We start from the raw sequence: 23,063 nt of genomic DNA, 5'->3' as shown, positions 1-23,063 counted from the left end.
GGGTCAATCTTATTAAGGATATCGTTATGAAATGGTTTATCAACACCTGGCGCACACTCAACCAGCCAGCTAAATACCTCACTTTAGGCACTATTAGCCTTTCAGCCTTTTTAATGGGCATTATTTTTTGGGGTGGTTTTAATACTGCTTTAGAACTAACTAACACTGAAGAGTTTTGTATTAGTTGTCACAGTATGGAAAGCAAACCCTACCAAGAGTTACAGCAAACCGTGCATTGGTCTAATCATTCTGGTGTGCGTGCTACGTGTCCTGATTGTCACGTGCCGCATAACTGGAGCCGTAAAATTGGCCGAAAAATTGAAGCATCACATGATATGTGGGGCTGGTTAATGCAAACCGTGAATACCGAAGAAAAGTTTGAAGCGAAACGCCTTGAAATGGCAAGCCGTGAGTGGAAACGTTTTGATCGTGATGATTCATTGGCCTGTAAAAACTGTCATAACTACGACTCAATGAAGTGGGAAGACATGTCAAAACTGGCGCAGAAACAAATGAAACGTGCTGCGGAAACAGACCAAAGCTGTATCGATTGTCACAAAGGAATTGCCCACAAGCTACCTGATATGGGCACCTCACGTGCACCTGAATTAATTGCCCAAGTCGGTGCTGGCGAATCTAGCCTTGAAGCGAACAGCAGTTACTTTACCGCATTAACTAAACCACTTTACTTCAACGAAAAAACTGACGTTGAAGCCGGTACCCTAAACATTGCCACTAAAGTGACGGTATTAGAAACCAAAGGTAATCGCGTTAAAATTGGCATTGATGGCTGGCGTAAAAAAGTCGGTGCGGGCCGAGTGATTTACTACGATTTTGGCCTAAACATTTTATCGGCTCAATTGTCAAAAGATGCCGCCCTTGAAGACGGTGTAATGGAAGTGTTCGAGCAAAAAGAAGACCCTATGACAGGACTTATTTGGCAACGTGTTGAAGCCAAAATTTGGACCGACTCAGATTACCTAGTGAAAGACCTACAACCACTTTGGGACTATGCAAGAGACACATATACCAACAGTTGTAGTGTGTGTCATACCCAACCTACTGAAGCGCACTTCGATGCCAACAGCTGGCCTGGAATGTTTCAAGGCATGATAGCGTTCGTCAACATGGACCAAGATACCCAAGCACTTGTGCAAAAGTACCTACAGGAACATTCATCTACTTTCGACAAGTCAGCGCACTAATAGGACATCATTATGAACAGAAGAGACTTTCTTAAAGGCTTAGCAGCAACCTCATTTGTTAGCCTAAGCAGTGCATCAGTGCTAGCGCCATTTAAGGCTTTGGCAGCTGCGGGAACCATGGCTAATGATGAATGGTTAACAACCGGCTCACATTTTGGCGCATTCAAGATGAAGCGTAAAAATGGTGTCATTGCTCAGGTGATCCCTTTTGACTTAGACAAGTATCCAACCGACATGATTAACGGCGTAAAAGGGTTAGTGTATAACCCATCACGCGTTCGTTACCCTATGGTACGTTTAGACTTTTTATTAAAAGGTCATAAAAGTGATACTTCACAGCGCGGTGATTTTCGTTTTGTTCGCGTCACTTGGGACAAGGCACTGAACTTGTTCAAAGACTCATTAGACGAAGTGCAAACCAAGTATGGCCCATCAGGCTTGCATGCGGGTCAAACGGGTTGGCGCGCAACGGGGCAACTGCACTCAAGCACTAGCCATATGCAGCGCGCTGTAGGCATGCACGGTAATTTTGTTAAAAAAATTGGTGATTACTCTACCGGCGCAGGGCAAACCATTTTACCGTATATTTTAGGCTCAACAGAGGTATACGCCCAGGGCACGTCATGGCCGTTAATCCTTGAACAGTCAGACACCATTGTCTTATGGTCTAACGATCCCTATAAAAATCTGCAAGTGGGTTGGAACGCTGAAACCCACGAGTCATATGGCTACCTTGCGAAACTGAAAGAGAAGGTTAACCAAGGCAAAATCCGCGTGATCAGCATTGACCCTGTGGTCACTAAAACGCAGCAGTATTTGGGCTGCGAGCAACTGTATGTCAATCCACAAACTGACGTGGCATTGATGCTGGGTATTGCCCATGAAATGGTTAGCCAAAACCTGCATGATAAAAAGTTTATCGAAGGTTACAGCTTGGGGTTTGAACACTTCTTACCTTACTTATTAGGCGAGTCTGACGGCATTGCCAAAACACCAGAATGGGCAAGTAAGATTACTGGCGTGACTCCTGAAATCATTCGTGATTTAGCCAAGGTAATGACTAAAGGCCGTACCCAAATAATGATGGGCTGGTGTATTCAGCGTCAACAACACGGTGAACAACCGTATTGGATGGCCGCTGTGTTAGCCACTATGATTGGCCAAATTGGTTTACCTGGCGGCGGTATCAGCTACGGTCACCATTACTCAAGTATTGGCGTCCCCTCATCAGGAGCCGCAGCGCCTGGAGCATTCCCACGTAATTTAGATGAAGGCCAAAAGCCGCTGTTTGATAATAATGATTTCAAAGGCGCGAGTAGCACTATACCTGTTGCGCGCTGGATTGATGCCATATTAGAGCCAGGTAAAACCATTGATGCTAATGGCGAAAAAGTGACTTACCCAGATGTCAAAATGATGGTGTTTTCGGGTAATAACCCCTGGAACCATCATCAGGACAGAAACAAAATGAAGCGGGCATTCAAAAAGCTTGAGTGTGTAGTCACCATTGATATGAACTGGACGGCGACATGCCGTTTCTCTGATATCGTGTTACCAGCCTGTACCACGTTTGAGCGCAATGATATTGATGTCTACGGCAGTTACGCTAACCGTGGTGTATTAGCAATGCAAAAGATGGTTGAGCCATTATTTGAAAGCTTATCTGACTTTGAAATCTTTACTCGATTTGCCAAAATTATGGGTAAAGAGCAAGAGTATACCCGCGGTATGTCTGAGTTTGATTGGCTTAAAAAGCTCTATAACGAGTGCAAAGCCGATAACGCGGGCAAGTTTGACATGCCAGATTTCGATACCTTCTGGAAAGACGGTTATGTTCACTTTGGTGAAGGTCAACCTTGGACTCGTCACGCTGATTTCAGAAACGATCCAGAAATGGCGCCACTTGGCACACCATCGGGTTTGATTGAGATATTCAGCCGTAAGATTGCGCAGTTTAACTATGATGATTGCCCAGGCCACCCAACCTGGATGGAAAAGTCAGAACGCAGTCATGGTGGCCCCGGTTCAGATAAGTACCCTGTGTGGATGCAATCTTGTCACCCTGATAAACGTTTACATTCGCAAATGTGTGAGTCTGAGCAATATCGTGCAACCTACACTGTAAAAGGGCGTGAGCCCGTTTACCTAAACCCAACTGATGCCAAACAACGTGGCATTAAAGACGGTGACATAGTGCGGGTATTTAACGACCGTGGTCAATTGCTTGCTGGTGCTGTGGTGTCTGACAATTTCCCACGCGGTGTTATTCGTATCCACGAAGGTGCCTGGTACGGCCCTGTTGGCAAAGATGGCAGCAAACAAGGGGGTAATGAAATTGGTGCATTATGCAGCTATGGTGATCCAAATACCTTGACTCAAGATATCGGCACTTCCAAGCTAGCCCAAGCCTGCGCTGCCTATACTTGTTTAGTTAACTTTGAAAAGTATCAGGGCAAAGTGCCAGAGGTCAGCTCGTTTAGTGGCCCAATTGAAGCGAAAATCTAAATCAGCTCAACTTAAGGTTTTACATGCAAAGTTTATCCTTGGCGTGTAAACCTTAAACAGTATTAGTAATGAGCTGAATAGGCTTAAAGGAGACAACATAGATGAATGAAACTCAAGTGTACGCCACCCCAATGAACCAGGGCCGCGCTATGGTATACAGACTGCTCTCATCGCTTTTTGCTAAAGAGCTTGATCATCAACTATTGCATGAACTGACATCTAGTCAGGCTCAGGCCTTCTTTGCTCAACTGGCCCGCGATCCTTTATTGGCACAAGATATCGCTAGCTTAAATTCAGTGTTGAATACTCTACATACTGACAGGGCGTTATTAGAACTTGCTGCGGATTATTGCGGATTGTTTTTAGTCGGTACTAAACATAGCGCAAGCCCCTATGCCAGCTTGTATCTTGGCGATAATGACGCTGGGGATGAAGTATTATTATTTGGTGAGCAGCATCAGCAAATGAAGACTTTTTTACAACAAAGTCAATTGGCTGTGCAAAGTGAGTTTCCTGAACCTGCGGATCATATCGCGGTCATTTTAGCCTACGTAGCCCACCAAGCCTGTTGCAGTGACGATAAAACACAACAGGCCTTTATCGGCCAATATTTGAATGCTTGGTTACCTCAGTTTACCGATAAGGTAATGACGGTTGATAGCGGTAATTTTTATGCCGCCCTTGCCAGACTTACCCGGGACTGGGTTGCCAGTGATTGTGATGCTCTTCGAGCAAATTAGCTTTACCCTTCCTCCCCAAGGACTAAAACACCGAGCTTGCTCGGTGTTTTTTTATTCATGCAATCTGCTAGCTTAAGTCATACCCGTCAGTTTTAGCGACACGGCATCAATCGAGTCCTGCCATAATCGTTGCAGTGCTTGATACCCTTCATCATTTAACGTACATGATTCCAATTGCTGACACCGCTGACTTAACGCAACTAATCCCATGCTGGCGCTACTGCCTTTGAGTCCATGTAATAATTCGCCGCTGTTGGCTGGCAACTGAGCTAATGCTGCTAACTGAGCGCTGCTGCTTACTTTAAACAAGCTTAACATTTCAGTTAACGCATCAGCGCCTAAGTATTGTAAGTCCTCTGTAATCTGTTGCTCATTGAGCAAATGCGCCGCTGACTTGTTTGTTGGAGAAGAATTCGCCTCCATCTTAAGTGTGCTAGCAGCAATAGGCTTATCTTCAATTAGGCTATCTGCATCTATCGTATTAGGATTCAATTCATCTTGATCAAGCGTTGCTGCCTCGGTTTGAAATGCCGCCCCCACACTGTGAGTGTCGGTTTGAAATGCTTCACAAGCAACGCCAATCCATGCAGCTAAAGCCTGCATATTCAGTGGTTTTTCGAGTACCGAATCAAATCCTGCTGCTTTATAGATTTGCATATCATCATCTTGCACTTGAGCGGTAAACGCGGCGATATTAGTGCTTAAATGCGCCGATTTGGTAATCTGGGTTAACTCAGCTAACAACTCAATGCCTGAGCCATCACCTAACTGAATATCCAGCATAATCGCGTCAAACTGTGCGGCATTATCCTGCCGATAAACTGCTCTTGCCTGCGCGCAGCTTTCAACCAATATAGACTGATGACCAAGGTGAGCTAAAAAGCCCTGGGCAACCATAGCATTGACTTTGTTATCTTCAATCACTAGCAGATTTTTAGGCACCACTTTTGGCAATTCGATACGGCTTAATTCATCGGCTTGATTACAAATAACCAGCGGTAAACTAAAACTGAATGTTGAGCCCTTACCCACTTGGCTATCCACCCGAATACACTGGCTAGCATTGTCGAGATTGTTTTGGCTGTTATTGTCGAAATCGTTCATCAGCGCGACCAACTCTTTACAAATTGACAGCCCCAAACCAGTACCGCGGGTGCGTCCTTGATTAGGCTGAGCGCTATAAGCGATAAACAATTGCTCCATTGCGGTTTCACTAATGCCAACACCGCTGTCAATAACCGCGAAAGTCAGCTGCTTATCCACCACTGCAACCTGTAATTCAATCCCGCCCTTGGCAGTAAACTTAATCGCATTACCCAACAAATTAAACAACACCTGTCGCAGTTTAGGCCCATCGACATGTATCCATTGCGGCAAATTCTGACGGTTTAACGATAAAGATAACCCGGCTAGCCCCGCACCCGACATCATCACCGCCATCACTTCATCTAACAGATCATTTAACGCAACGGGTCGCGGCTCGTTAGTTAACTTGCCTTGTTCTAAACGCGAAAAATCTAAAATATCGTTCAACACGGTTTGCAGTAAAGTGCCGCTATATTGAGACAAAGCCAGCATTTGCTTTTGGGCAGGCGGTAAAGGTGAATGGCTCAATAAGGTTAACGTGCCTAAAAGCCCATTTAATGGCGTGCGAATTTCATGGCTCATGGTAGCTAAGAATAATGATTTAGCATTGCTGGCCTGCTCAGCCATCTCCCTTGCGGCCGAGTGCCCTTTTGCTTCAGCATCTAACTGACGATTGGTTTCGGCTAATTCAATGGTACGCGCCTGAACGGTATTTTCTAATGAGGCTTTATGCACAATCAGTTCAGATGCGGTAGTTTGTAACTCGGCTTGCAACGCTTGATTTTGGGTAGTTTTTTGCTTGAATGCTTCGATAGCTGAAGCCATAGCGGTTAGCTCATCATCGCCATGGGGATCAAGCACAACCTCGGTATTACCTAGGCTTAATTGTGATAACGCCGCGGTCGCTTCATTTAGGCGCAGGGCAATGCCTTTATAAATCACCCGATATACCACCAGCATCATGATAATGAACATTAACACGCCCGTTGCCCACAGGCCGGACTTTGCCCAAAACAGTTGCTGTAAAAAATCGCGGCGGGCATTGTCTGCTTGGATTTGCTGGGCTTTCATCGCCCCATCGACCGACTTATTCAACAGGCTTAATTTGTCTGTTAGCTGCATCAATAGGGCCGTTTGCTTAGCTAGTACTTGCGCATATTGCTGCTGTAAACGTAAACCAATATTCACTTCCCTTAGCAAAACTAATTCTTGCTCAAGCTCTGTCGCCCGAACTGGGTCGCGAATAAGCCCTTTTAATAATTCAAGCGGCATTAAATCAATTTGCTTACCCACAGCGCTATTTGAAACATCAAAGCCTGAGGTGTGATTGGGGTGTTCTCCCGCCACATTTTGGCCGCTAGTTTTAGGGCGAATACCCGATTGATAAAGCACCCGTGTCATGCTGTCTAATATTTTATTTAATCCAAGTTGTTGCTCGGGAGACTGCAATAATTGGCCCACTAATGCGACATGATGAATAAGCGCTAACGCCCTGTTTAAGCGCTCTCTGATATCTAAATCTTGTTCTATGATGGTGTCGAGCAAGTGAGCGCTTTGCGCTTCACCAGCCACTTGCGGATAAGCTAGGCTTAATTTGGCCAAAATAGCCGAGTCGACTACCGCTTGCTCGGCTTCAAGCAACACACCGCTTCGTCTAGCCGCTTCGGCAAGGTCGCTGCCTTTATCATCTAATAGTGCAGTTAATGCTAAACGTGCGCCAACCTGACGCCCTAAAACAGATAAGTCATCAATAATCTCACTCGCAAGTAAGGCTAAATTATTATCTTTACTGTTATGACTATCTTGCACTTTTAACGCATTAAGCCGTTCAATTGCAGCAAATAAATTGGTGCTTTCTAAAGATAATTTACGTCCTAAAAATGCTCTTTGGGCTTCTTCTTCCACTCGTTCAAGCCCTTGAGCATTGTCGAGTAATGCATTGGACGACTGCATAAGTTGTCTGGCGGCTTCCGAGGCTGGTAAGGCTTCTTCGTATAAATACTGATCGGCTAATTTTACCCAATATAAGGATAAACTGCCCAGACTGACTAATAATAGTAATAGCAGTCCCAATAGACTAAATGCCAGCATGAGCCGACCAACTAAGCTCTTACCTGATAGTGATAAAGCACTCACATTCATTCCTTAAACTGTTACAATCTACTCGACAAAAACCACAGTGTTTTACTTAACGGCTTAGACACCCTAATAGAGACAATAAGATGCGACAACTCATTTATATACTCATTTTTTGTTTAGGGGCAATTTCATCACTGGTTGAAGCAAAAACCGACAACCATTGGTCATTAGAGCAACGAACGCCGTTTAATGAAAAAATTCAAACCACTGAAAAAATCCATTATAACGCCTTAACGTCTGCCCAAAAAAACTGGCGCATTTGTGCATTAGTTCCCCACCTTAAAGATGCTTATTGGATAGGCATCGATTATGGTTTGGTGTCCCATGCCAGCCAATTAGGGGTTAACCTAGAGTTATTTGAGGCGGGCAGTTATTACCGCAAAGACCAACAACTAAAGCAACTGGAACACTGTTTAACAGAGCCATTTGATGCGATTTTGCTTGGTACTGTCAGCCCTGATTTACTTAAGCATTATAAAGGATCTATCAATAAACCGATTATTGCGCTGGTCAATCAACTCAATAGCCCTATCATCAATACCCGCGTTGGCGTCAATTGGTATCAAATGGGTTGGATTGCCGGCAATTATATTAGCCAATCGCAATCAAAGATCCCTGCAGATAAACCAGTAAAACTAGCGCTATTAACTGGCCCTGAAGGCGTTGGCGGTAGCAGTTGGGTTGAACTTGGTATTCTTGATGCCATAGCAAACAGCCCGATAGAAGTGTCATCTATTCGCCATACTGATAATAATCGCAACCTTTACCGTGACCAATTGCATCACTTACTCAATGATCATATTCCCGATTATATTTTAGGAAGTGCCGTGGCCATTGAGGCGGCGATAGGCTCTTTACAACATAAGCAGCTAGCTGGGCAGGTAAAGTTAGTCAGTAGTTATTTATCTCCCGCCACGTTGCGGGGACTGTATCGACATAAAGTGGCTTTTAGCACAGATGATCAGGTGGTGTTACAAGGTAAGTTAGCCATTGATGTAATAGTAAAAGAGCTTGAAGGTGCTGCGCCCTTTGGTGATATAGGCCCGCAAATACTTAAGCTATCACAAGGTAAAGTGTCCTTTAATGCACTTGAAAATAGCTTAGCCCCTGCTGACTTTTATCCCGTCTACCGTGTAGTTTCGCCTAGTCTTCAACCTTAGTGGCAAATAAGTAACCTTCACCGTGTACGGTAACAAATAAATCTGCCTGAAGCTTATTGCGTAGACGGCGGATAATCACGTCTATGGTTCTGTCATTGACATCTTCATTTCGATGACTTGTTTGCTGCATCAAACGTTCGCGAGATAAAACCTGCTGTGGGTGTAAAGCAAAAGCCGTCAGTAATTCAAATTCCGCTTTGGTGAGTTTAATCACTTCATCACCGCGGGATAACTTACGACTATTTAATTCTAAAACGTACCGGTCGAACACAATTAAATCGTCACACTTTTCAAATTGCTCGACCACTTCCTGCTGGGCTTTTTTAACTAACGAAATCCGCCAAAGCAAATTTTTAACCCTAACCAACAGCTCTCTAAGTTCAAAGGGTTTAGTCACATAATCATCGGCGCCCATTTCAAGGCCAACAATTTTGTCGATAGTTTCATCGCGCCCAGTAACCAAAATAATGCCGACATCAGAACGGCTGCGTAAATCACGGGCTAAACTTAAACCATCAACACCGGGCAAGTTGACATCTAACATGACTAAATCGATATGATTATTGGCAAACTGTTGCCACATCTGCTCGCCGTCGCCAGCTTCGAGTACCCGATAACCTTCACGCTCAAAATATCCTTTTAAGCGAGCACGTATTACCGCCTCATCATCAACCACCAGCACTGTGTGTGATACAAATGTATGCGCCATCGTTAAATCCAAAGTATTTAAGCTAATGACCGATATTATTCATAATTTTTCACATTTGCCTATAAAGATCTCCAAGGAATGAGTAGCGGGTAGCAAAAAAGTCTAAAAAAAGGACCTGAATATCACTAAGGGAGAGTGACGTTTCAGATCCCATACCAATAATTACTGCGAAGCTGCTATTGCAGGCTAGAAACTTTTGTTAATACCGACAACAAGGCGATCATCAAAAATTTCGGTTTGGGTACCATACACTTTATGATCAGCGTCAACTGTGCTGCCATGGTAACGCACATCGAAATTAATCCCTGCATAGACTTTACTGACACCAAGATTCCAGTGCCCCCAACCTTCTGCTCCCTCGCCATCTAAATCCTGATAACCCACGCTGCCAGACACTTTCCAGGCACTGTCGAATTGATAACTTGGGTGTACTGCGTAGTTCACCCCTTGCCAGCCTTCTACACCAAACCAGTCATCAACCGTTGGGGTCACTTCTAGTTGTACGTTTGCACGGCCAAACTGTTTGCCCACTTTAATCCATAATTCAGTGTAGTTTGAATAAGACGCACCCGGATAAAGGTAAGAAAAGACCATCACGTCATAGGTAATGCCACTATCACCAAACTCGCCAGCTTTACCAATGTATGGCGCGGTCACGATTTCTAAATTAGGATCAGCAAACTTAATATTTGAAGCAAAAACGCCAGTGTACCAACCATCATCGTTAGCCCAACCTAACGTGCCTTGCACCACGGGAACGTCGCCGTCCATGGTTTCAGATTCACCGCGAAAAACATAATCAGATGCAAAAGTCATGTTGCCGCTAATTTTACCGCCAAACACGTCGGCATCATCTGCAGCAAATGCAAATGGCACGGCTGAAAATAGCAAGCTGCCAAGTAAAACCGATTGAGTCAGTTGATGTATTTTGTTCATAATTATCACCCTATGTTTACCACTTATTATTGATAGGGTGACTATAGGGAAAACTTATGAATGGCTATTGTGCTTGATATGAATTGATAAGAAATGAATATGAAAAATTATGAATAATGGCATTTAATCTGATGTAAAAGATAAGCCCTATAAAATTAGCTTTGTTGTTTATCTACCACAGAACAAATTTGCTGCCATAGCTGACGCTTTTCAGTCCCACTTTGAAGCACATCTTCCAGTGGTGCACTGACTAACCATGCTACCCGTGGACGTCTTTTTACTTTACGCATATCCCAAACAACCTGCGGACCTTTGATCACTTCACAATCAAAATCACATTGCTCTGGGGTTATATCTAATTGGGCCAGCACATTTTCAATAAACTGTTGTTCAGATAAATCTGCATCGACATCGTGTAATACCAAGTAAGGTTTGCCCGGTTTGTCAGCACTACGCCAACGGGTGATGTTCATTGCATCAAGAAAAGCCGATTTGTCCATATTCACAGTCTATTAATCAATAATAAAATAAGAATATCAGGTTAGCCTAGATGAGGGAAAGCCAATGCTAAAAATGCAGTGCAAATAAAGCGGTTGTAAGCCAGTAGGGTAAGCCAACTCCTAGTGATATTTGAAACCTTGTTTAGATTTGTTAAGAATAGCGGTTCAGTGATATTTTTATCTTTTTTGCAACAAAATCCGCAGTCCACCTTTGACATGGTTGTTAAATACTTGTTAAATTAGAGCCGCTACTCAATTATTAGTCATAAAACAGTACTAAAGTACGGATGAGTAAGCGCTAGCAATGCCAATTAAACAGAACATGATTAAAAAGTAATTAGCATAAATTCAAGCAAAACCAAAAGGATGTGCCCGACAATGAACAAACTGTTAGTGTTAATGCTGCTTATTTTAAGTCTACCCGTTTCAGCCAAATCACTTCCCCCTATTCTTAATTTTTTACCTTCATGTGCGCCTATTATTGTTGATGGTATTTATATTGAAAAAAAACTTACTGACAGCGCGAATAACAAGCTAATAGCCAGTAGTTTTCAATTGATCAGAGAAAAAGCAAAAGAAAAACGCGTCGATGCCATTATTATCACTAATCTTATCCAAACCGATAAGCTAATTATCACCGCTGATTTAATCGATTTTTGTGATGATGATGAAAGTTTGTCATCAATGAGCACCGCCTATAACCAACTGAGCCGTAGACCCATTACTTTTGAGCGCTCTGTTACTCCGTCACAAAAAAACCGGCCACATCAATTACAATACCTAAGCCTGAACCTGAGCTAGCGATTGCTCGTGTCCAACCGGAACAAGTAGTGCAAGCACCAACGCGAACAGTCAATACCGCCAGAGCAGGGACATCATCAAAAAACTTTAAACCAGCACTGATGACACAATTAGAACTGGCAAAACTTGCTGCCAAAGCAAATGAAGCGGGCAAGCTGTCAACAAATATCACCTTATCAGGTGCTTATGGCATTAACATTAATAACTCGACTGAATACGTTCTCAATATTCTTGGCCCAGCAAGTGCCGTGTTTACCCTAAGTGCAGACACCACGGCTTGGTTATATGGCCGTGACTTATGGCTTATCATCGAAAATGACAAAGTACAAAAAATTACTTATAAAGAGCATTCACTACTGAATTACACCGGTAAGAATTTTATTTTATATGATGAAGACTTTGACAATAATTGGCTTATCGATGATAAAGCTGGGTTCCGTGATGATGTACCTAACGTACGCGCAAAATTAAATTACCTCAAACAGAAGTCAAAAGCTGAATACACTGTTTCAAACCAAAAAAATCTATTGAAGTTAGATTTCTCAGAGTTTTCCTCTTATAACGGTAAAGAACCAGATTTATTGTTAAGTGGCTTCACTTTTTACTCACGTGATTATGATAGAGATGAAAATCAGATCCAGTATTCTGATATCGACAACAACTTGTTAAATAACTTACTCGTACCAGTATCTAAACCTAAACCGTTAAAAATACAAGATTTAGTCACTCACTACGTTCCCAACGTTATCAATTACTCTGATGATGGTAGCTGGGAGGTATTGTCTAAACACATACAAGTAAAACACGTCGACAATACGATCAAGCAAATCAAACTATCGGAAAGTATCAATTACCCTGTTGAATCTGATGAAGACTTTATGCGTTTTTTAAAGCAAATGAACATACCTGAAACTAAACAAGCCATGATGGATAAGTATGCAAGCAGCGCGACATTCTGGTTAGAAAAAATGACAGTAACCAATAATGATTATGAGATTAGAGCCGAGTTCGCCACTGAAGATGACGATGCCATGCTGATTTCACTCGAAGTAGAATATTTATAAATTCACTAATCTCACTGTTCTAAATTAACAGCACATAAGTCAGCCTAAATTTAAAATTAGGCTGACTTTTTTATTTTTTCACACTAACATAATTTAATGATTTATTATTAAGGCAAATAAACAATGAAAATAGATTTTGCCCAACATGGGAGTTTTACATTAACGATAGAGAATAATGTCATTGTGGCAACACTTAATGGCAGTTGGAATAAAGAGGCTGCCATAGCCTATAAAAATCAATTCATGCATGTCGCTCAGCCATTAATAGGTAATCCTTGGGGGCATATTGTATATCTTGATGAATGGGAGTTATGCGAAGCAGAAATGTTCCAGGTGATCACTCCTTTAGTGACGTGGTGTATCAATAATGGCCTACAAAAAGCTGCACATATTTACAGTAAATCGGCTATCAAAAAACATTTTATAGACCAAATGGTCGTTGAGAGACACGGTGATTTTGAAAGGTGCATTTTCACTAGCAAAACAGAAGCTGCCGATTGGCTAGCTGAATCCGATTTTAGAGTGCAGCGCTAATTAGCGATTCATTGCTCAGGTAAATAGGGACACAGTGCTAACTTGCCCCTTTAATAATTAAGTTAAGTGCTACCTTAACCAAGAAGCTTCAAATTATCCTATCTCGCTTTATCAAGTGCTTCGCAAACCAGCTTAATCCCTTGAAGAACTCGCGGTGACGCCCTATGTAATACATCGGCATCTAACTGATAAATGTGTTTGTTTTTAACCGCTGGCAGTTCGGGCCATTGTGACCAATTAACCCCCATGGCATTTCCTTCGTCCTGACTTTGTAATATCACTTCGGCGTTAGTTAATAATACATTTTCAATACTAATTTGCGGATATTCGCTTGCGGCCTCATAAAATACATTAGCCCCATTGCATACACCAATAATATGCTCAATCCAGCTGCCTTTAGACACAGTCATTAGTGGTGTCGACCACAACTGATAAAACACTTTAACCTTGGATTTAAGTGTGTTTTGTTGACGAATCTCAGCTAACTGCTGACGGTAATCATTTGCCACCTTCTGTGCTTGTTGCGCTTGACCAGTAAGTTGCCCTAACTGTTCAATCTCTGTCGCCACATCATCTAATGATTTAGGGTCACTATTAAACACAGTAAAACCCAGTTGCTTAATTTGATTAATATCCTCCAGCTTATTACCACTTGCCCAAACGACAACCAAATCAGGGTTAAGCTCAATAATTCGCTCTATTTGAATGCCATAATAGCCACCAATACGGGGAATAAACTTTGCTGACTCAGGGTAGTCCGCATGATCTGTGGTCGCGACAATTCTGTCGCCTGCTCCTATGGCATAAAGCATTTCAACGCCGTGAGGAGATAAAGCAACAATACGTTTTGCGCCAGTAGCGTGAATATTTGCGTGGCTATTAGCTGGAGTGACATCCTGAACAGTTTGCGCAAAGATGGTAAATGACACTGTCACTAATGCGGCAGAAACAATAGGGAATAATAAAAAACGAGTGAGTATGAAATATAGCAAACGAGTGTCCTTTTCGAGTGTAGTGCTCATTTTTAATAAATTTAACTTAAGCGATACTGATTAGTAATTGTGATTAAAATGGTTAATAGCTAAGAATAATAGTCATATCAGGTTTATTACCAACCATGCAGCTTTGCATATTCAAGCAGGTTTTCAGGGCGATAACTGTCATCTTGTTGCCAGCGCGCTTTAACTGACGAGTGAACTTGTGCTGCGCCTACATCGTTAATCGTTCGCAGCGCTTTTGTCTTTAGTCGATAAAACTTGCGTCTGGAATTAACTAACTTAGCCAGCGGATTAAGCACGATACCATCGAGTAAATGATGTTCAATACCTAGCCCATTTAACTGAGCTTGCTGCATCATCCATTGTAACGGAATATCAGATAGCCGAGTACCATCATCATCTGCAGGATAACTGCCGCCAACATTGCTGTGCGCCCCTGCAAACCAAACCTGTTCAATATCAACACTGTCTTTTGATGACCAAATCGTTGGGGTAAAATCTTGTCGATGTTCATCAATTGCCAATGCATGTCGGGCTACTTTAACATTGGCACCAATTTTGGTATCAAAAAATTCATCTTTATCTTCAAATAGCCCCAAAAATGAAAAAGGGATCCCCATAGCACCGACTGTATCCCAAACACCCACAAAAGCGACGTCACGTGTTGCATGAGAATATTTCTCCCTAAATTCGACAGACTTAATACCGTCAGGAGCATATTTATTATCTTGGGTTTTATAGTGATCAAACGCTTTTTGAATATACTTAGCATCGGGCCGCTTGATAATGCCGCAATTATTGATTAATCCCGATAAACAGCGAACCGTGTAAGCACCGCGGCTAAAACCAAATAACCAGATTTCATCCCCTGGGGAGTAATTTTGCACAATATAGCGATAACCATCGACAATATTTTTATGTAGCCCTCGACCCGTTGCCCCGCTAATTAACACGTCATGGTAAGAGCCAAGGCCCCAATCATAAAATACCTGTTGTGATTTACCATCACTGGCTATCGGGTCAATGGCTCGGGCAAATTTAAGCACGTTGGTGGCATGATCTTGTTCAACATCCAGTTCTGGCCGATTCCAAGTACCATCTGCGCACACTACAATCCTTTTACTCATTAGCTAACATCCTTTTAACGTTTGACACAGCTTTAGACTAAGGCCCTATTGGAAGCTTGTCTAAAAAACAATCTACTACCATAATAAAATATTGTGCTTAGGTACCTATCTTATCGTTATCTTATTCTTATCACTTACACTTAATTGGACTCAATTATGATAAATCCAGCAGATTGCGTACTCATGGTCGTTGATGTACAAGGAAAACTTGCCCAAGTGATGCAACACTCCGCTCAACTGCACCATCATTTAACAACGTTAATTAAAGGGGCAGCCCTTTTCGATATGCCAATTATTTGGTTAGAACAATTGCCAGATAAACTCGGCACAACCTCGCCAGAATTAGCTGAATTGTTATCCCCCTTATGCCAACCAATTGCAAAACAACATTTCAGTGGCTGGCAGTCAAAACAAGTACAAACTTTACTTGCCCAAAAAGGCCGTAGGCAGGTTATTTTGTGCGGTATCGAAACCCATGTTTGTGTTTATCAAACTTGCAAAGATTTACTACTACATAACTTTGATGTTCATGTTGTCGCCGATGCCATGTCGTCGCGCTCAACGGATAACAAAGTACTGGGTATTCAAATGATGCTTAATCTTGGTGCGCAGCTGACAAATGTAGAGTCATTACTTTTTGAATTACAACATCAGGCAGAAGGCGATAGGTTTAAAGCCTTATTAAAATTGATTAAATGATCTTAACCGCTTTATTGGCGTATTATTTGATCATCTTTCATTACTGGTAGTCGATTTTAGCCTATATGAACAAGCCATCAGATACTCAAAAAGCCGCTAAAGTACCCAGTAGCCGAGTTGCACGTTTTTCGGCATTTGGCGGGTTAGCCACTCGCTTAGCTGGCAACATAATTAAAGAAGGGGTAAAACAATACAGCCAGGGTCAATCACCGCAGCTGAAACAGCTGGTTATGACCCCAACGAATATTGGCCATATTGCAGACAAACTGGCGCAATTACGTGGCGCAGCGATGAAAGTCGGCCAAATGCTTTCGATGGATGCAGGCGAGCTATTGCCACCAGAGTTAACTGAAGTACTGGCCAAGTTGCGTTCTAACGCTAACTACATGCCCCATAAACAACTTATCGGCGTATTGAAGTCTCACTGGGGAGACAATTGGTTAGATGCTTTAGGTCAATTTGAGTTACGCCCATTTGCAGCAGCATCAATCGGTCAAGTGCATCTTGCTTACTTAGCCACAGGGGAGAAGCTGGCGGTAAAAATTCAATATCCGGGTATTAAAGACAGTATTGATAGCGACATTGATAATGTCGCCTCACTATTAAAAATGTCAGGATTAGTGCCGAATAACGTCAAACTTGACGAGCTCCTTTCCCAAGCTAAACAGCAACTACACCATGAGGCTGATTATCTTCACGAAGCGGCATTACTGATTCAATATAAGCAATGGGTTAAACACCAAGCCCACTTTATTGTGCCAAAAGTTTACCCTGCACTGAGTAACAACAGTATTTTATGTATGGAGTTTGTTGAAGGCCAGTCAATCGAATCTATAGCGTCATTAGATCAACACACCCGTGATAGTGTAGCCACCAGGTTATTACAGTTGTTTCTTGATGAGTTATTTACTTTTAAGCTTGTTCAAACCGATCCTAATTTTGGTAACTTTCAGTACCAAGCAGATACAGGTTGCATTGTACTGCTTGACTTTGGTGCTACGCGAACCATATCAAACGCCTTATCGCAGGGTTATAAATTACTGATGCAAGGTGCAATGACCAGTGATATGGCATTAATCACTAAGGCTGCATCACAAATTGGTTTCTTCCAAGACAATATTTCTGCTGAGCAGCAAGCATTGATTGTCGATATTTTTCATCAGGCATGCGAACCCTTAAGGCACAATGGCGAATATGATTTTGCCCAAAGCCGATTAGCTAAAAGAGTCACCGATGCAGCTAGATCAATGAGCACACAACAAGATGAATGGCACACGCCACCAATGGATGCTATTTTTATTCATCGTAAATTGGCAGGCATTTATTTGTTGGCGGCGAAGATTAAAGCCAAGGTTAACGTGCAGGCATTATTTTCTGTTCATCAAACTAATGATATCGAAAAATCGGTGTAACATGCCGTTATCTACTTTTTAAGAGCATGCTGTTAATGCTCAACCAACATCAAATATTATCTTGGAAAAACTATGGATAACGGCTTTAAAATCGGCTTGTTCTGTGCGTGCTTACTCAGTCTACTCGTTACCGCATCAAGCCAGGCACATTCGATTAATACAGAAACGGTTATCCGAAATAGCTCAAACAGCACCAGCCAACTAGGTGAGTTTGCAATTGCAGAAATTGCCGATGGCGTTTATCTGCATCATTCATATTTAAATGTTACTGACTTTGGTGTAGTCGAAGCCAATGGGCTTGTCGTGGTGCAAGATAAACAAGCTTACATTATAGATACACCATGGACAGACAGCGATACGGCATTGTTACTTGAATGGATAATACAGCAAGGTTTCACCCCTGTTGCCAGCATTTCGACCCATTCACATCAAGATCGCGCCGGTGGTATAGGCTATTTAAATAACCATGGCGTTCAGACTATTGTCTCTGACCGTACCCAAGATATTTTAGCTGTGACCAATAAACCCCAAGCGCATACAGCCTTTGAAGGTCATCGTTACACTGTAAAGTCTGATCTTATTGAGGTGTATGACTTAGGTGCTGGGCATACAAAAGATAACCTCGTGGTGTGGTTGCCAAAACAGCAAATGCTATTCGGCGGTTGTTTGATAAAATCACTCGACTCAAAAACCATGGGCTATATTGGCGAAGCCGATATGCAGGTATGGCCGACAACGATTAATAAAGTAAACCAACAGTTCCCTAACATTAATCTCGTTATTCCGGGCCATGGTGCAAGTGGCGATACGACATTGCTCAGCCATACCATTGAACTAATCAAACAGTATAATCGTACACAATAACCTTACTGAATTGAGCAAAAACCCGTCTATTAATCGAACTCAATGAGTTCACACAAGGAGAGTCACCATGTTTAGTCACATCATGATCGGCGTTAATGATATTGAAAAGTCGAAAAAGTTTTACGACGCAATTTTAGCGACTTTAGGCCACGCACCAGGTGTCATAGATGATAAAGGCCGCTGCTTTTACTTCACCCCTACAGGCATTTTTGCATTAACTAAGCCGATTAACGGCGAGCCCGCTTGTCATGGTAACGGCACGACTATTGGTTTTGCGGCTGAAACCCCTGCCGCTGCTGATGCATGGGAAGCTATGGGTGTTAAAAGTGGTGGTACCGCTTGTGAAGGAGCGCCAGGTCTACGCCAAGGTCCTGGCTTTGAATTGTATCTAGCCTATTTACGCGATCCTGATGGTAATAAACTGTGTGCACTGCACAGAGTTGCTAAGAAATAATCTGCGCATGCAATGACAACTTAATGGGCGAAGTATTTATACTGCGCCCATTTTTTCATAAAATAAATTAGTAATACAACATCCTCTGAATTACGCTAAGACCTATTGAACCTTTATGCTTGAAAACACCACTTAAAGTAATAACGCTTATGGATGCATCACAATCCACTACAAGGTAAAATAGCCGCCCTTTGGTATAGTAAGAGTGTGTAATGGCTGTTAACGATCCCTGTTTTATTCTTTTCAATGGCAGTATTGCTGAACACAGCTTACCGGAGTCGTTTACTTTTCCGTTTTATTATCAACCTCACACCCTGTGCATACAAGCGGCAGAACAGTTACAACAAGACTTGTTAGACACAAACCCTTGGCGACATAACTTTGGCTTAGATCCTGAAAACGATCGTGGAATGGTCATAGGTAAAATGTTTGGGGTACTGATTGTAAAAAATCAGCAGGACAAACTGGGATTTTTAGCGGCATTTTCAGGCAAGTTAGCAGATCAAAATATTTTGCCTCCCTTTGTACCGCCAGTGTTTGACATGTTAACTAAAGACAGCTTTTTTAGTGTTGAAAACAAACAAATCAATGATATCAATCAACTCATTATTCAGCATGAAACAGATCCCCAATTAACCAGGTTAGTTGACCTTTTAGCAGATCAACAGCTGCATTCAGAAAATGAGCTCGCACAGCTACGATCTGTCATTATTGAAAGCCGTAAGCATAGAAAAGATCAGCGTGAGCAAGCTGATTTAGCCTTAGCGCAACATAATATGACCACTGAAGCATTCACATCATTGTCAATTGAGCTTAGTCGCCAGAGTGTGCAACAAAAATTTAAGCTTGCTGAGTTAAAACAACATTGGGCAATCAAGGTTGACCATACCCAGCAAAAGGTTGACACACGACAACAACAAATAAACCAATTAAAAAAACAGCGCAAACAGCTTTCTAATCAACTGCAAAAGAAGCTGTTTAATCAGTACCAATTTTTAAATGTGTTAGCAGAAAGCAAAGATTTAAACACAATATTTCACGATGCCCCGAATCATCTGTCTCCAGCTGGTGCTGGTGAATGTGCTGCACCTAAATTATTACAGTATGCGTTTCAGCACCAGTTAACCCCTATCGCTATGGCTGAGTTTTGGTGGGGCTCATCACCTAAATCAGAAATAAAGCAGCATAAAAACTTCTACCCAGCCTGCCACAGTAAATGCCGTCCTATATTGGCACATATGCTTAAAGGTATGACCGTCGACCCTGATCCATTACTTGTGAATACCGCAGTCAATAAGCACATTGAAATAGTCTATCAAGATAAAGACTTAGCGATTATCAATAAACCCGCTGAGATGCTCTCTGTGGCAGGAAAAAATGTCACCGACTCAGTACAAACCAGAATGAAACAATTATTTCCCCAAGCCACTGGTCCACTTATAGTACATCGTCTTGATATGTCGACTTCAGGACTAATGGTAATAGCACTAACCAAAGACGCTAACAAAGCATTACAACAACAGTTTATTAATCGCACAGTAATCAAACGCTATATTGCATTAGTTGACGGTAAACCTAAGGGGCAAAATGGCACAATAAACTTGCCGCTTAGAGTCGATTTAAATGATCGCCCCAAGCAATTAGTTTGTTATGAACACGGTAAGCAAGCCGAAACCTATTGGGAGGTATATAAGCACAAAGGTGCCCGCACCCTTTTACACTTATATCCAAAAACAGGACGTACTCATCAACTTAGAATGCACTGCGCCCACCACCAAGGCTTAGGATTGCCCATTGTAGGAGATGACTTATATGGTGTTCAGCAAAACAGGTTGCATCTGCACGCAGCATTTATCGGCTTTAACCACCCAACCACCGATGCGTGGATCGAATTTAATACTTTTGCTGACTTTGAATGATCGACATCAAAGACCCGCTAGGTAAAAACAATTAGACTATAATATCAGCACTAAAAAAAGCTTAACACTGCTGCAGTGTTAGGTTTGCGTCAAATAGACATTACACATTTAACAAGATCGATCCTTGATAAACAGTAGTCATGTTAAAAAATATAGGTTATTGTAACAAAATATATAGGTGCTAATTATGACTTCTGCTTGTTGTTGACACTTTTAGCTCCTAAAACATGACAAACCAAGTGACGTTGCCGCAAAAACGTGACTATAGTTGTAGACTACACCCCTGATTAATTATAAAAATAACTATAAGCTCAAGCACTGTTAAGGATAAAAGTGGAACTATGAAAGAATGGTATTTCTCACATAATGGTGAAGTTAGCGGGCCTCTAGGCTTGTCGGACTCAAACAAGTTTATCGAAAAAAACCCAGACACCTACGCCTGGCATCCATCTTATGCCCAATGGATACCAGTCAGTCATGTCGATGAGTTTGATATAGTAATCACACCACCACCTCCGCCTCAAGCTATCCCAAAAAAGTTGATTGAGCGTTTTATAGCGAAAGAACAAGAGCTTAATACCGCACTAAGTCGAATTGAAACAACGATAAAGTCTCTTAGCAATTCACTCGCTGATTTTGATCGTGATACTAATAAGACGAAAACGATAACCCAGAATTTAAATCAAGAAGTTAAAACAACAATCCGAAGTGTTAATGAACAGTATGAGGCTTTACAAAGAACTCTTGCTGGCGTCGCAACTAAGTAATGATTCCAAATCATATTTGCGATAACTCCTAATCACTGTTGATAACGACTAAATAAGAATTATGATTATGAAAAAATGGTTTTTTTCACATGATGGCGACGTAACAGGGCCATTAACCGAAGTTGAGGCTATTGCGTTTTTACAAGACCAGCCTAACTGTTATGGCTGGCATCCAGCATTTTCACAATGGCTGCCGGTTAGCCATATTAGTGAATTCTCTGGTTTAGTGTCGCAGCCAGAATCGCCAGCTCAAATTCCAAAAGAGCTTATTAACGAGTTTACCTCTAAGCGACATGAGTTGACTGAAAACCTCGTTGAAATAGACGAGTCTATTAAATATTCTAAAACTTATCTATATGAGTTAGAACAAGAAATAAATATATACAAGCGTCTAACAAGTAAGTTAAGCGATGAAGTTAAGAACAATATCAGCAGCATTGAAAGTCGATATGAAGATTATCAAGCCCATTTTGAAGAACTTGTTAACGCTGTCAGTATTGCTAAATCTGAAATAGCTGAAGTCACTACAGAATTTGATAAACGTCTACAAATAAGAGAAAAAGATCAAGCTTCAGTGCCTACGCCGTCTCAAGTTATGTCAGATGCTTCTGCCACATCAATTATTGCCTCGAGCGTATCATTTGAATCAGTAGCAGCGAAATCAACATCAATCGATCCAGTTGCCACTAAATCGGCATCTATTGATCCTGTCGCTACTAAAACGTTATCACTTGACCCTATAGCAACCAAGTCTGCATCATTAGACCCTGTGGCTAGCTCAGGATTATCATTAGATCCCGTTGCAACAAAAACAGTGCCTTTAGATCCTATTATTAGTAAAACAATCACCCTAGATAACGTTGCTGAAATTAGACCCAGAACAGCATCGTTAGACCCTCAGCCTATCCGACCATCGGCCAGCATGGACAATGTTGCTGTACGCTTGAAGCCGGGGGAATCTATTGATGATATTACGCCAAAAAAGTCGCAAGAGAAAATTGATAACATTCAATTTTCTGAAGAACTAAAAAACAATATAGAACAAAAGCTTGAAAAGGTTTTTGAAGCAAGCCCTGCTATACCTGATGAAAAATCTAGTTCAAAAGCTGAGCCCTCTGCAAAATTGCAAGGCGTGACCAGTATTTTAAAATCAGTGTTCAGGGGCGATAAAAAAGTTGAACCCAAGCAAGAAGTCAAAGTGGAATCACCAGTATCTCTAGCCCACAGCAATGATGATCTAGATGATGACCATGATGACCATGATGACGATTTTCTTGATAATGAAGAACGAAATGGAACTGACGGAGAACCTACTGCAGCAGATAAAGAAAGCCGTATGCGCCGCCGTAGTAGAAGACGTCGTTAACACTAAGTACCAATAAAAATGGCCAACTTAACATAAGTTGGCCATTTTTTTAGCTGAACCCAATGTATGCTTTAAGCG

20 protein-coding genes are annotated in these 23,063 nt (G+C 42.0%); 14 read left to right on the top strand and 6 right to left on the bottom strand.

Going from position 1 to position 23,063, the window contains the following annotated elements:
- Nucleotides 1-26: 26 nt before the first annotated feature.
- The 3 genes from torC to torD all read left to right on the top strand — a co-directional run bounded on the left by torC (nucleotide 27) and on the right by torD (nucleotide 4,450).
- Nucleotides 27-1,205, top strand: a complete 1,179-nt coding sequence (gene torC / locus ACRWQM_RS03585; RefSeq protein ID WP_434931305.1) for a pentaheme c-type cytochrome TorC — start codon at nucleotides 27-29, stop codon at nucleotides 1,203-1,205.
- A gap of 12 nt (nucleotides 1,206-1,217) precedes the next feature.
- Entirely contained in the window at nucleotides 1,218-3,710 is a 2,493-nt protein-coding gene (gene torA, locus ACRWQM_RS03580) for a trimethylamine-N-oxide reductase TorA (protein ID WP_434931304.1), read from the top strand.
- Nucleotides 3,711-3,811: 101 nt separating this feature from the next.
- Nucleotides 3,812-4,450, top strand: a complete 639-nt coding sequence (gene torD, locus ACRWQM_RS03575; protein ID WP_434931303.1) for a molecular chaperone TorD — start codon at nucleotides 3,812-3,814, stop codon at nucleotides 4,448-4,450.
- Between the two features lie 72 nt (nucleotides 4,451-4,522).
- Here torD and torS read toward each other — a convergent pair whose 3' ends face one another.
- Complete coding sequence (gene torS / locus ACRWQM_RS03570) at nucleotides 4,523-7,672, bottom strand: TMAO reductase system sensor histidine kinase/response regulator TorS (protein WP_434931302.1); 3,150 nt, start codon at nucleotides 7,670-7,672, stop codon at nucleotides 4,523-4,525.
- Nucleotides 7,673-7,758: 86 nt separating this feature from the next.
- Here torS and torT point away from each other — a divergent pair, with 86 nt between their 5' ends.
- Nucleotides 7,759-8,835 (top strand): TMAO reductase system periplasmic protein TorT, encoded by a 1,077-nt coding sequence (gene torT, locus ACRWQM_RS03565; protein ID WP_434931301.1) that lies wholly within the window; start codon nucleotides 7,759-7,761, stop codon nucleotides 8,833-8,835.
- Here the strand turns inward: torT and torR are convergent.
- The 3 genes from torR to ACRWQM_RS03550 all read right to left on the bottom strand — a co-directional run bounded on the left by torR (nucleotide 8,819) and on the right by ACRWQM_RS03550 (nucleotide 10,980).
- The gene (gene torR / locus ACRWQM_RS03560) at nucleotides 8,819-9,544 is read right to left on the bottom strand and encodes a two-component system response regulator TorR (RefSeq protein WP_434931300.1); all 726 of its coding nucleotides are present in this window, start codon (nucleotides 9,542-9,544) and stop codon (nucleotides 8,819-8,821) included. The two genes, torT and torR, sit on opposite strands and share 17 nt — an antisense overlap.
- Before the next feature lie 186 nt (nucleotides 9,545-9,730).
- Complete coding sequence (locus ACRWQM_RS03555; protein ID WP_434931299.1) at nucleotides 9,731-10,480, bottom strand: TorF family putative porin; 750 nt, start codon at nucleotides 10,478-10,480, stop codon at nucleotides 9,731-9,733.
- Between the two features lie 155 nt (nucleotides 10,481-10,635).
- Nucleotides 10,636-10,980 (bottom strand): DNA polymerase III subunit psi, encoded by a 345-nt coding sequence (locus ACRWQM_RS03550; protein ID WP_434926993.1) that lies wholly within the window; start codon nucleotides 10,978-10,980, stop codon nucleotides 10,636-10,638.
- A 378-nt stretch (nucleotides 10,981-11,358) separates the two neighbouring features.
- Between ACRWQM_RS03550 and ACRWQM_RS03545 the strand changes: the two genes are divergently transcribed.
- The 3 genes from ACRWQM_RS03545 to ACRWQM_RS03535 all read left to right on the top strand — a co-directional run bounded on the left by ACRWQM_RS03545 (nucleotide 11,359) and on the right by ACRWQM_RS03535 (nucleotide 13,379).
- Nucleotides 11,359-11,781, top strand: a complete 423-nt coding sequence (locus ACRWQM_RS03545; RefSeq protein WP_434931298.1) for a hypothetical protein — start codon at nucleotides 11,359-11,361, stop codon at nucleotides 11,779-11,781.
- 29 nt (nucleotides 11,782-11,810) lie between these two features.
- The gene (locus ACRWQM_RS03540; protein WP_434931297.1) at nucleotides 11,811-12,845 is read left to right on the top strand and encodes a hypothetical protein; all 1,035 of its coding nucleotides are present in this window, start codon (nucleotides 11,811-11,813) and stop codon (nucleotides 12,843-12,845) included.
- 123 nt (nucleotides 12,846-12,968) lie between these two features.
- Nucleotides 12,969-13,379: a hypothetical protein gene (locus tag ACRWQM_RS03535; protein ID WP_434931296.1), complete on the top strand. Its 411-nt coding sequence runs from the start codon at nucleotides 12,969-12,971 to the stop codon at nucleotides 13,377-13,379.
- Between the two features lie 98 nt (nucleotides 13,380-13,477).
- On the opposite strand, the gene ACRWQM_RS03530 is transcribed toward ACRWQM_RS03535, so the two are convergent.
- Both ACRWQM_RS03530 and ACRWQM_RS03525 read right to left on the bottom strand, forming a co-directional pair.
- The gene (locus ACRWQM_RS03530; protein ID WP_434931972.1) at nucleotides 13,478-14,296 is read right to left on the bottom strand and encodes a cobalamin-binding protein; all 819 of its coding nucleotides are present in this window, start codon (nucleotides 14,294-14,296) and stop codon (nucleotides 13,478-13,480) included.
- A gap of 191 nt (nucleotides 14,297-14,487) precedes the next feature.
- Nucleotides 14,488-15,504 carry a DUF2235 domain-containing protein gene (locus ACRWQM_RS03525; protein WP_434931295.1) on the bottom strand — a complete coding sequence of 339 codons (1,017 nt, stop codon included), beginning with the start codon at nucleotides 15,502-15,504 and terminating at the stop codon, nucleotides 14,488-14,490.
- Nucleotides 15,505-15,660: 156 nt separating this feature from the next.
- Here ACRWQM_RS03525 and ACRWQM_RS03520 point away from each other — a divergent pair, with 156 nt between their 5' ends.
- From ACRWQM_RS03520 to ACRWQM_RS03490, 7 genes are all read left to right on the top strand, one after another.
- Nucleotides 15,661-16,203, top strand: a complete 543-nt coding sequence (locus ACRWQM_RS03520; protein ID WP_434931294.1) for a hydrolase — start codon at nucleotides 15,661-15,663, stop codon at nucleotides 16,201-16,203.
- A gap of 65 nt (nucleotides 16,204-16,268) precedes the next feature.
- Nucleotides 16,269-17,615, top strand: a complete 1,347-nt coding sequence (locus ACRWQM_RS03515) for an ABC1 kinase family protein (RefSeq protein WP_434931292.1) — start codon at nucleotides 16,269-16,271, stop codon at nucleotides 17,613-17,615.
- Between the two features lie 72 nt (nucleotides 17,616-17,687).
- Nucleotides 17,688-18,479, top strand: a complete 792-nt coding sequence (gene bla / locus ACRWQM_RS03510) for a subclass B1 metallo-beta-lactamase (protein ID WP_434931291.1) — start codon at nucleotides 17,688-17,690, stop codon at nucleotides 18,477-18,479.
- A 67-nt stretch (nucleotides 18,480-18,546) separates the two neighbouring features.
- On the top strand, nucleotides 18,547-18,933 hold the full coding sequence (locus tag ACRWQM_RS03505; RefSeq protein ID WP_434931290.1) for a VOC family protein: 387 nt from the start codon (nucleotides 18,547-18,549) through the stop codon (nucleotides 18,931-18,933).
- A gap of 212 nt (nucleotides 18,934-19,145) precedes the next feature.
- The gene (locus ACRWQM_RS03500) at nucleotides 19,146-20,852 is read left to right on the top strand and encodes a pseudouridine synthase (RefSeq protein ID WP_434931289.1); all 1,707 of its coding nucleotides are present in this window, start codon (nucleotides 19,146-19,148) and stop codon (nucleotides 20,850-20,852) included.
- A 341-nt stretch (nucleotides 20,853-21,193) separates the two neighbouring features.
- Nucleotides 21,194-21,619, top strand: a complete 426-nt coding sequence (locus tag ACRWQM_RS03495; RefSeq protein ID WP_434927002.1) for a GYF domain-containing protein — start codon at nucleotides 21,194-21,196, stop codon at nucleotides 21,617-21,619.
- Between the two features lie 67 nt (nucleotides 21,620-21,686).
- Nucleotides 21,687-22,985, top strand: a complete 1,299-nt coding sequence (locus tag ACRWQM_RS03490; RefSeq protein WP_434927003.1) for a GYF domain-containing protein — start codon at nucleotides 21,687-21,689, stop codon at nucleotides 22,983-22,985.
- Nucleotides 22,986-23,063 lie beyond the last annotated feature (78 nt).

Source organism: Shewanella sp. HL-SH5, assembly GCF_051163755.1.
Lineage (GTDB): Bacteria > Pseudomonadota > Gammaproteobacteria > Enterobacterales > Shewanellaceae > Shewanella > Shewanella glacialimarina.
The sequence above is the reverse complement of the archived record's forward strand: the minus strand, read 5'-3'. Positions and strand labels throughout refer to the sequence as shown.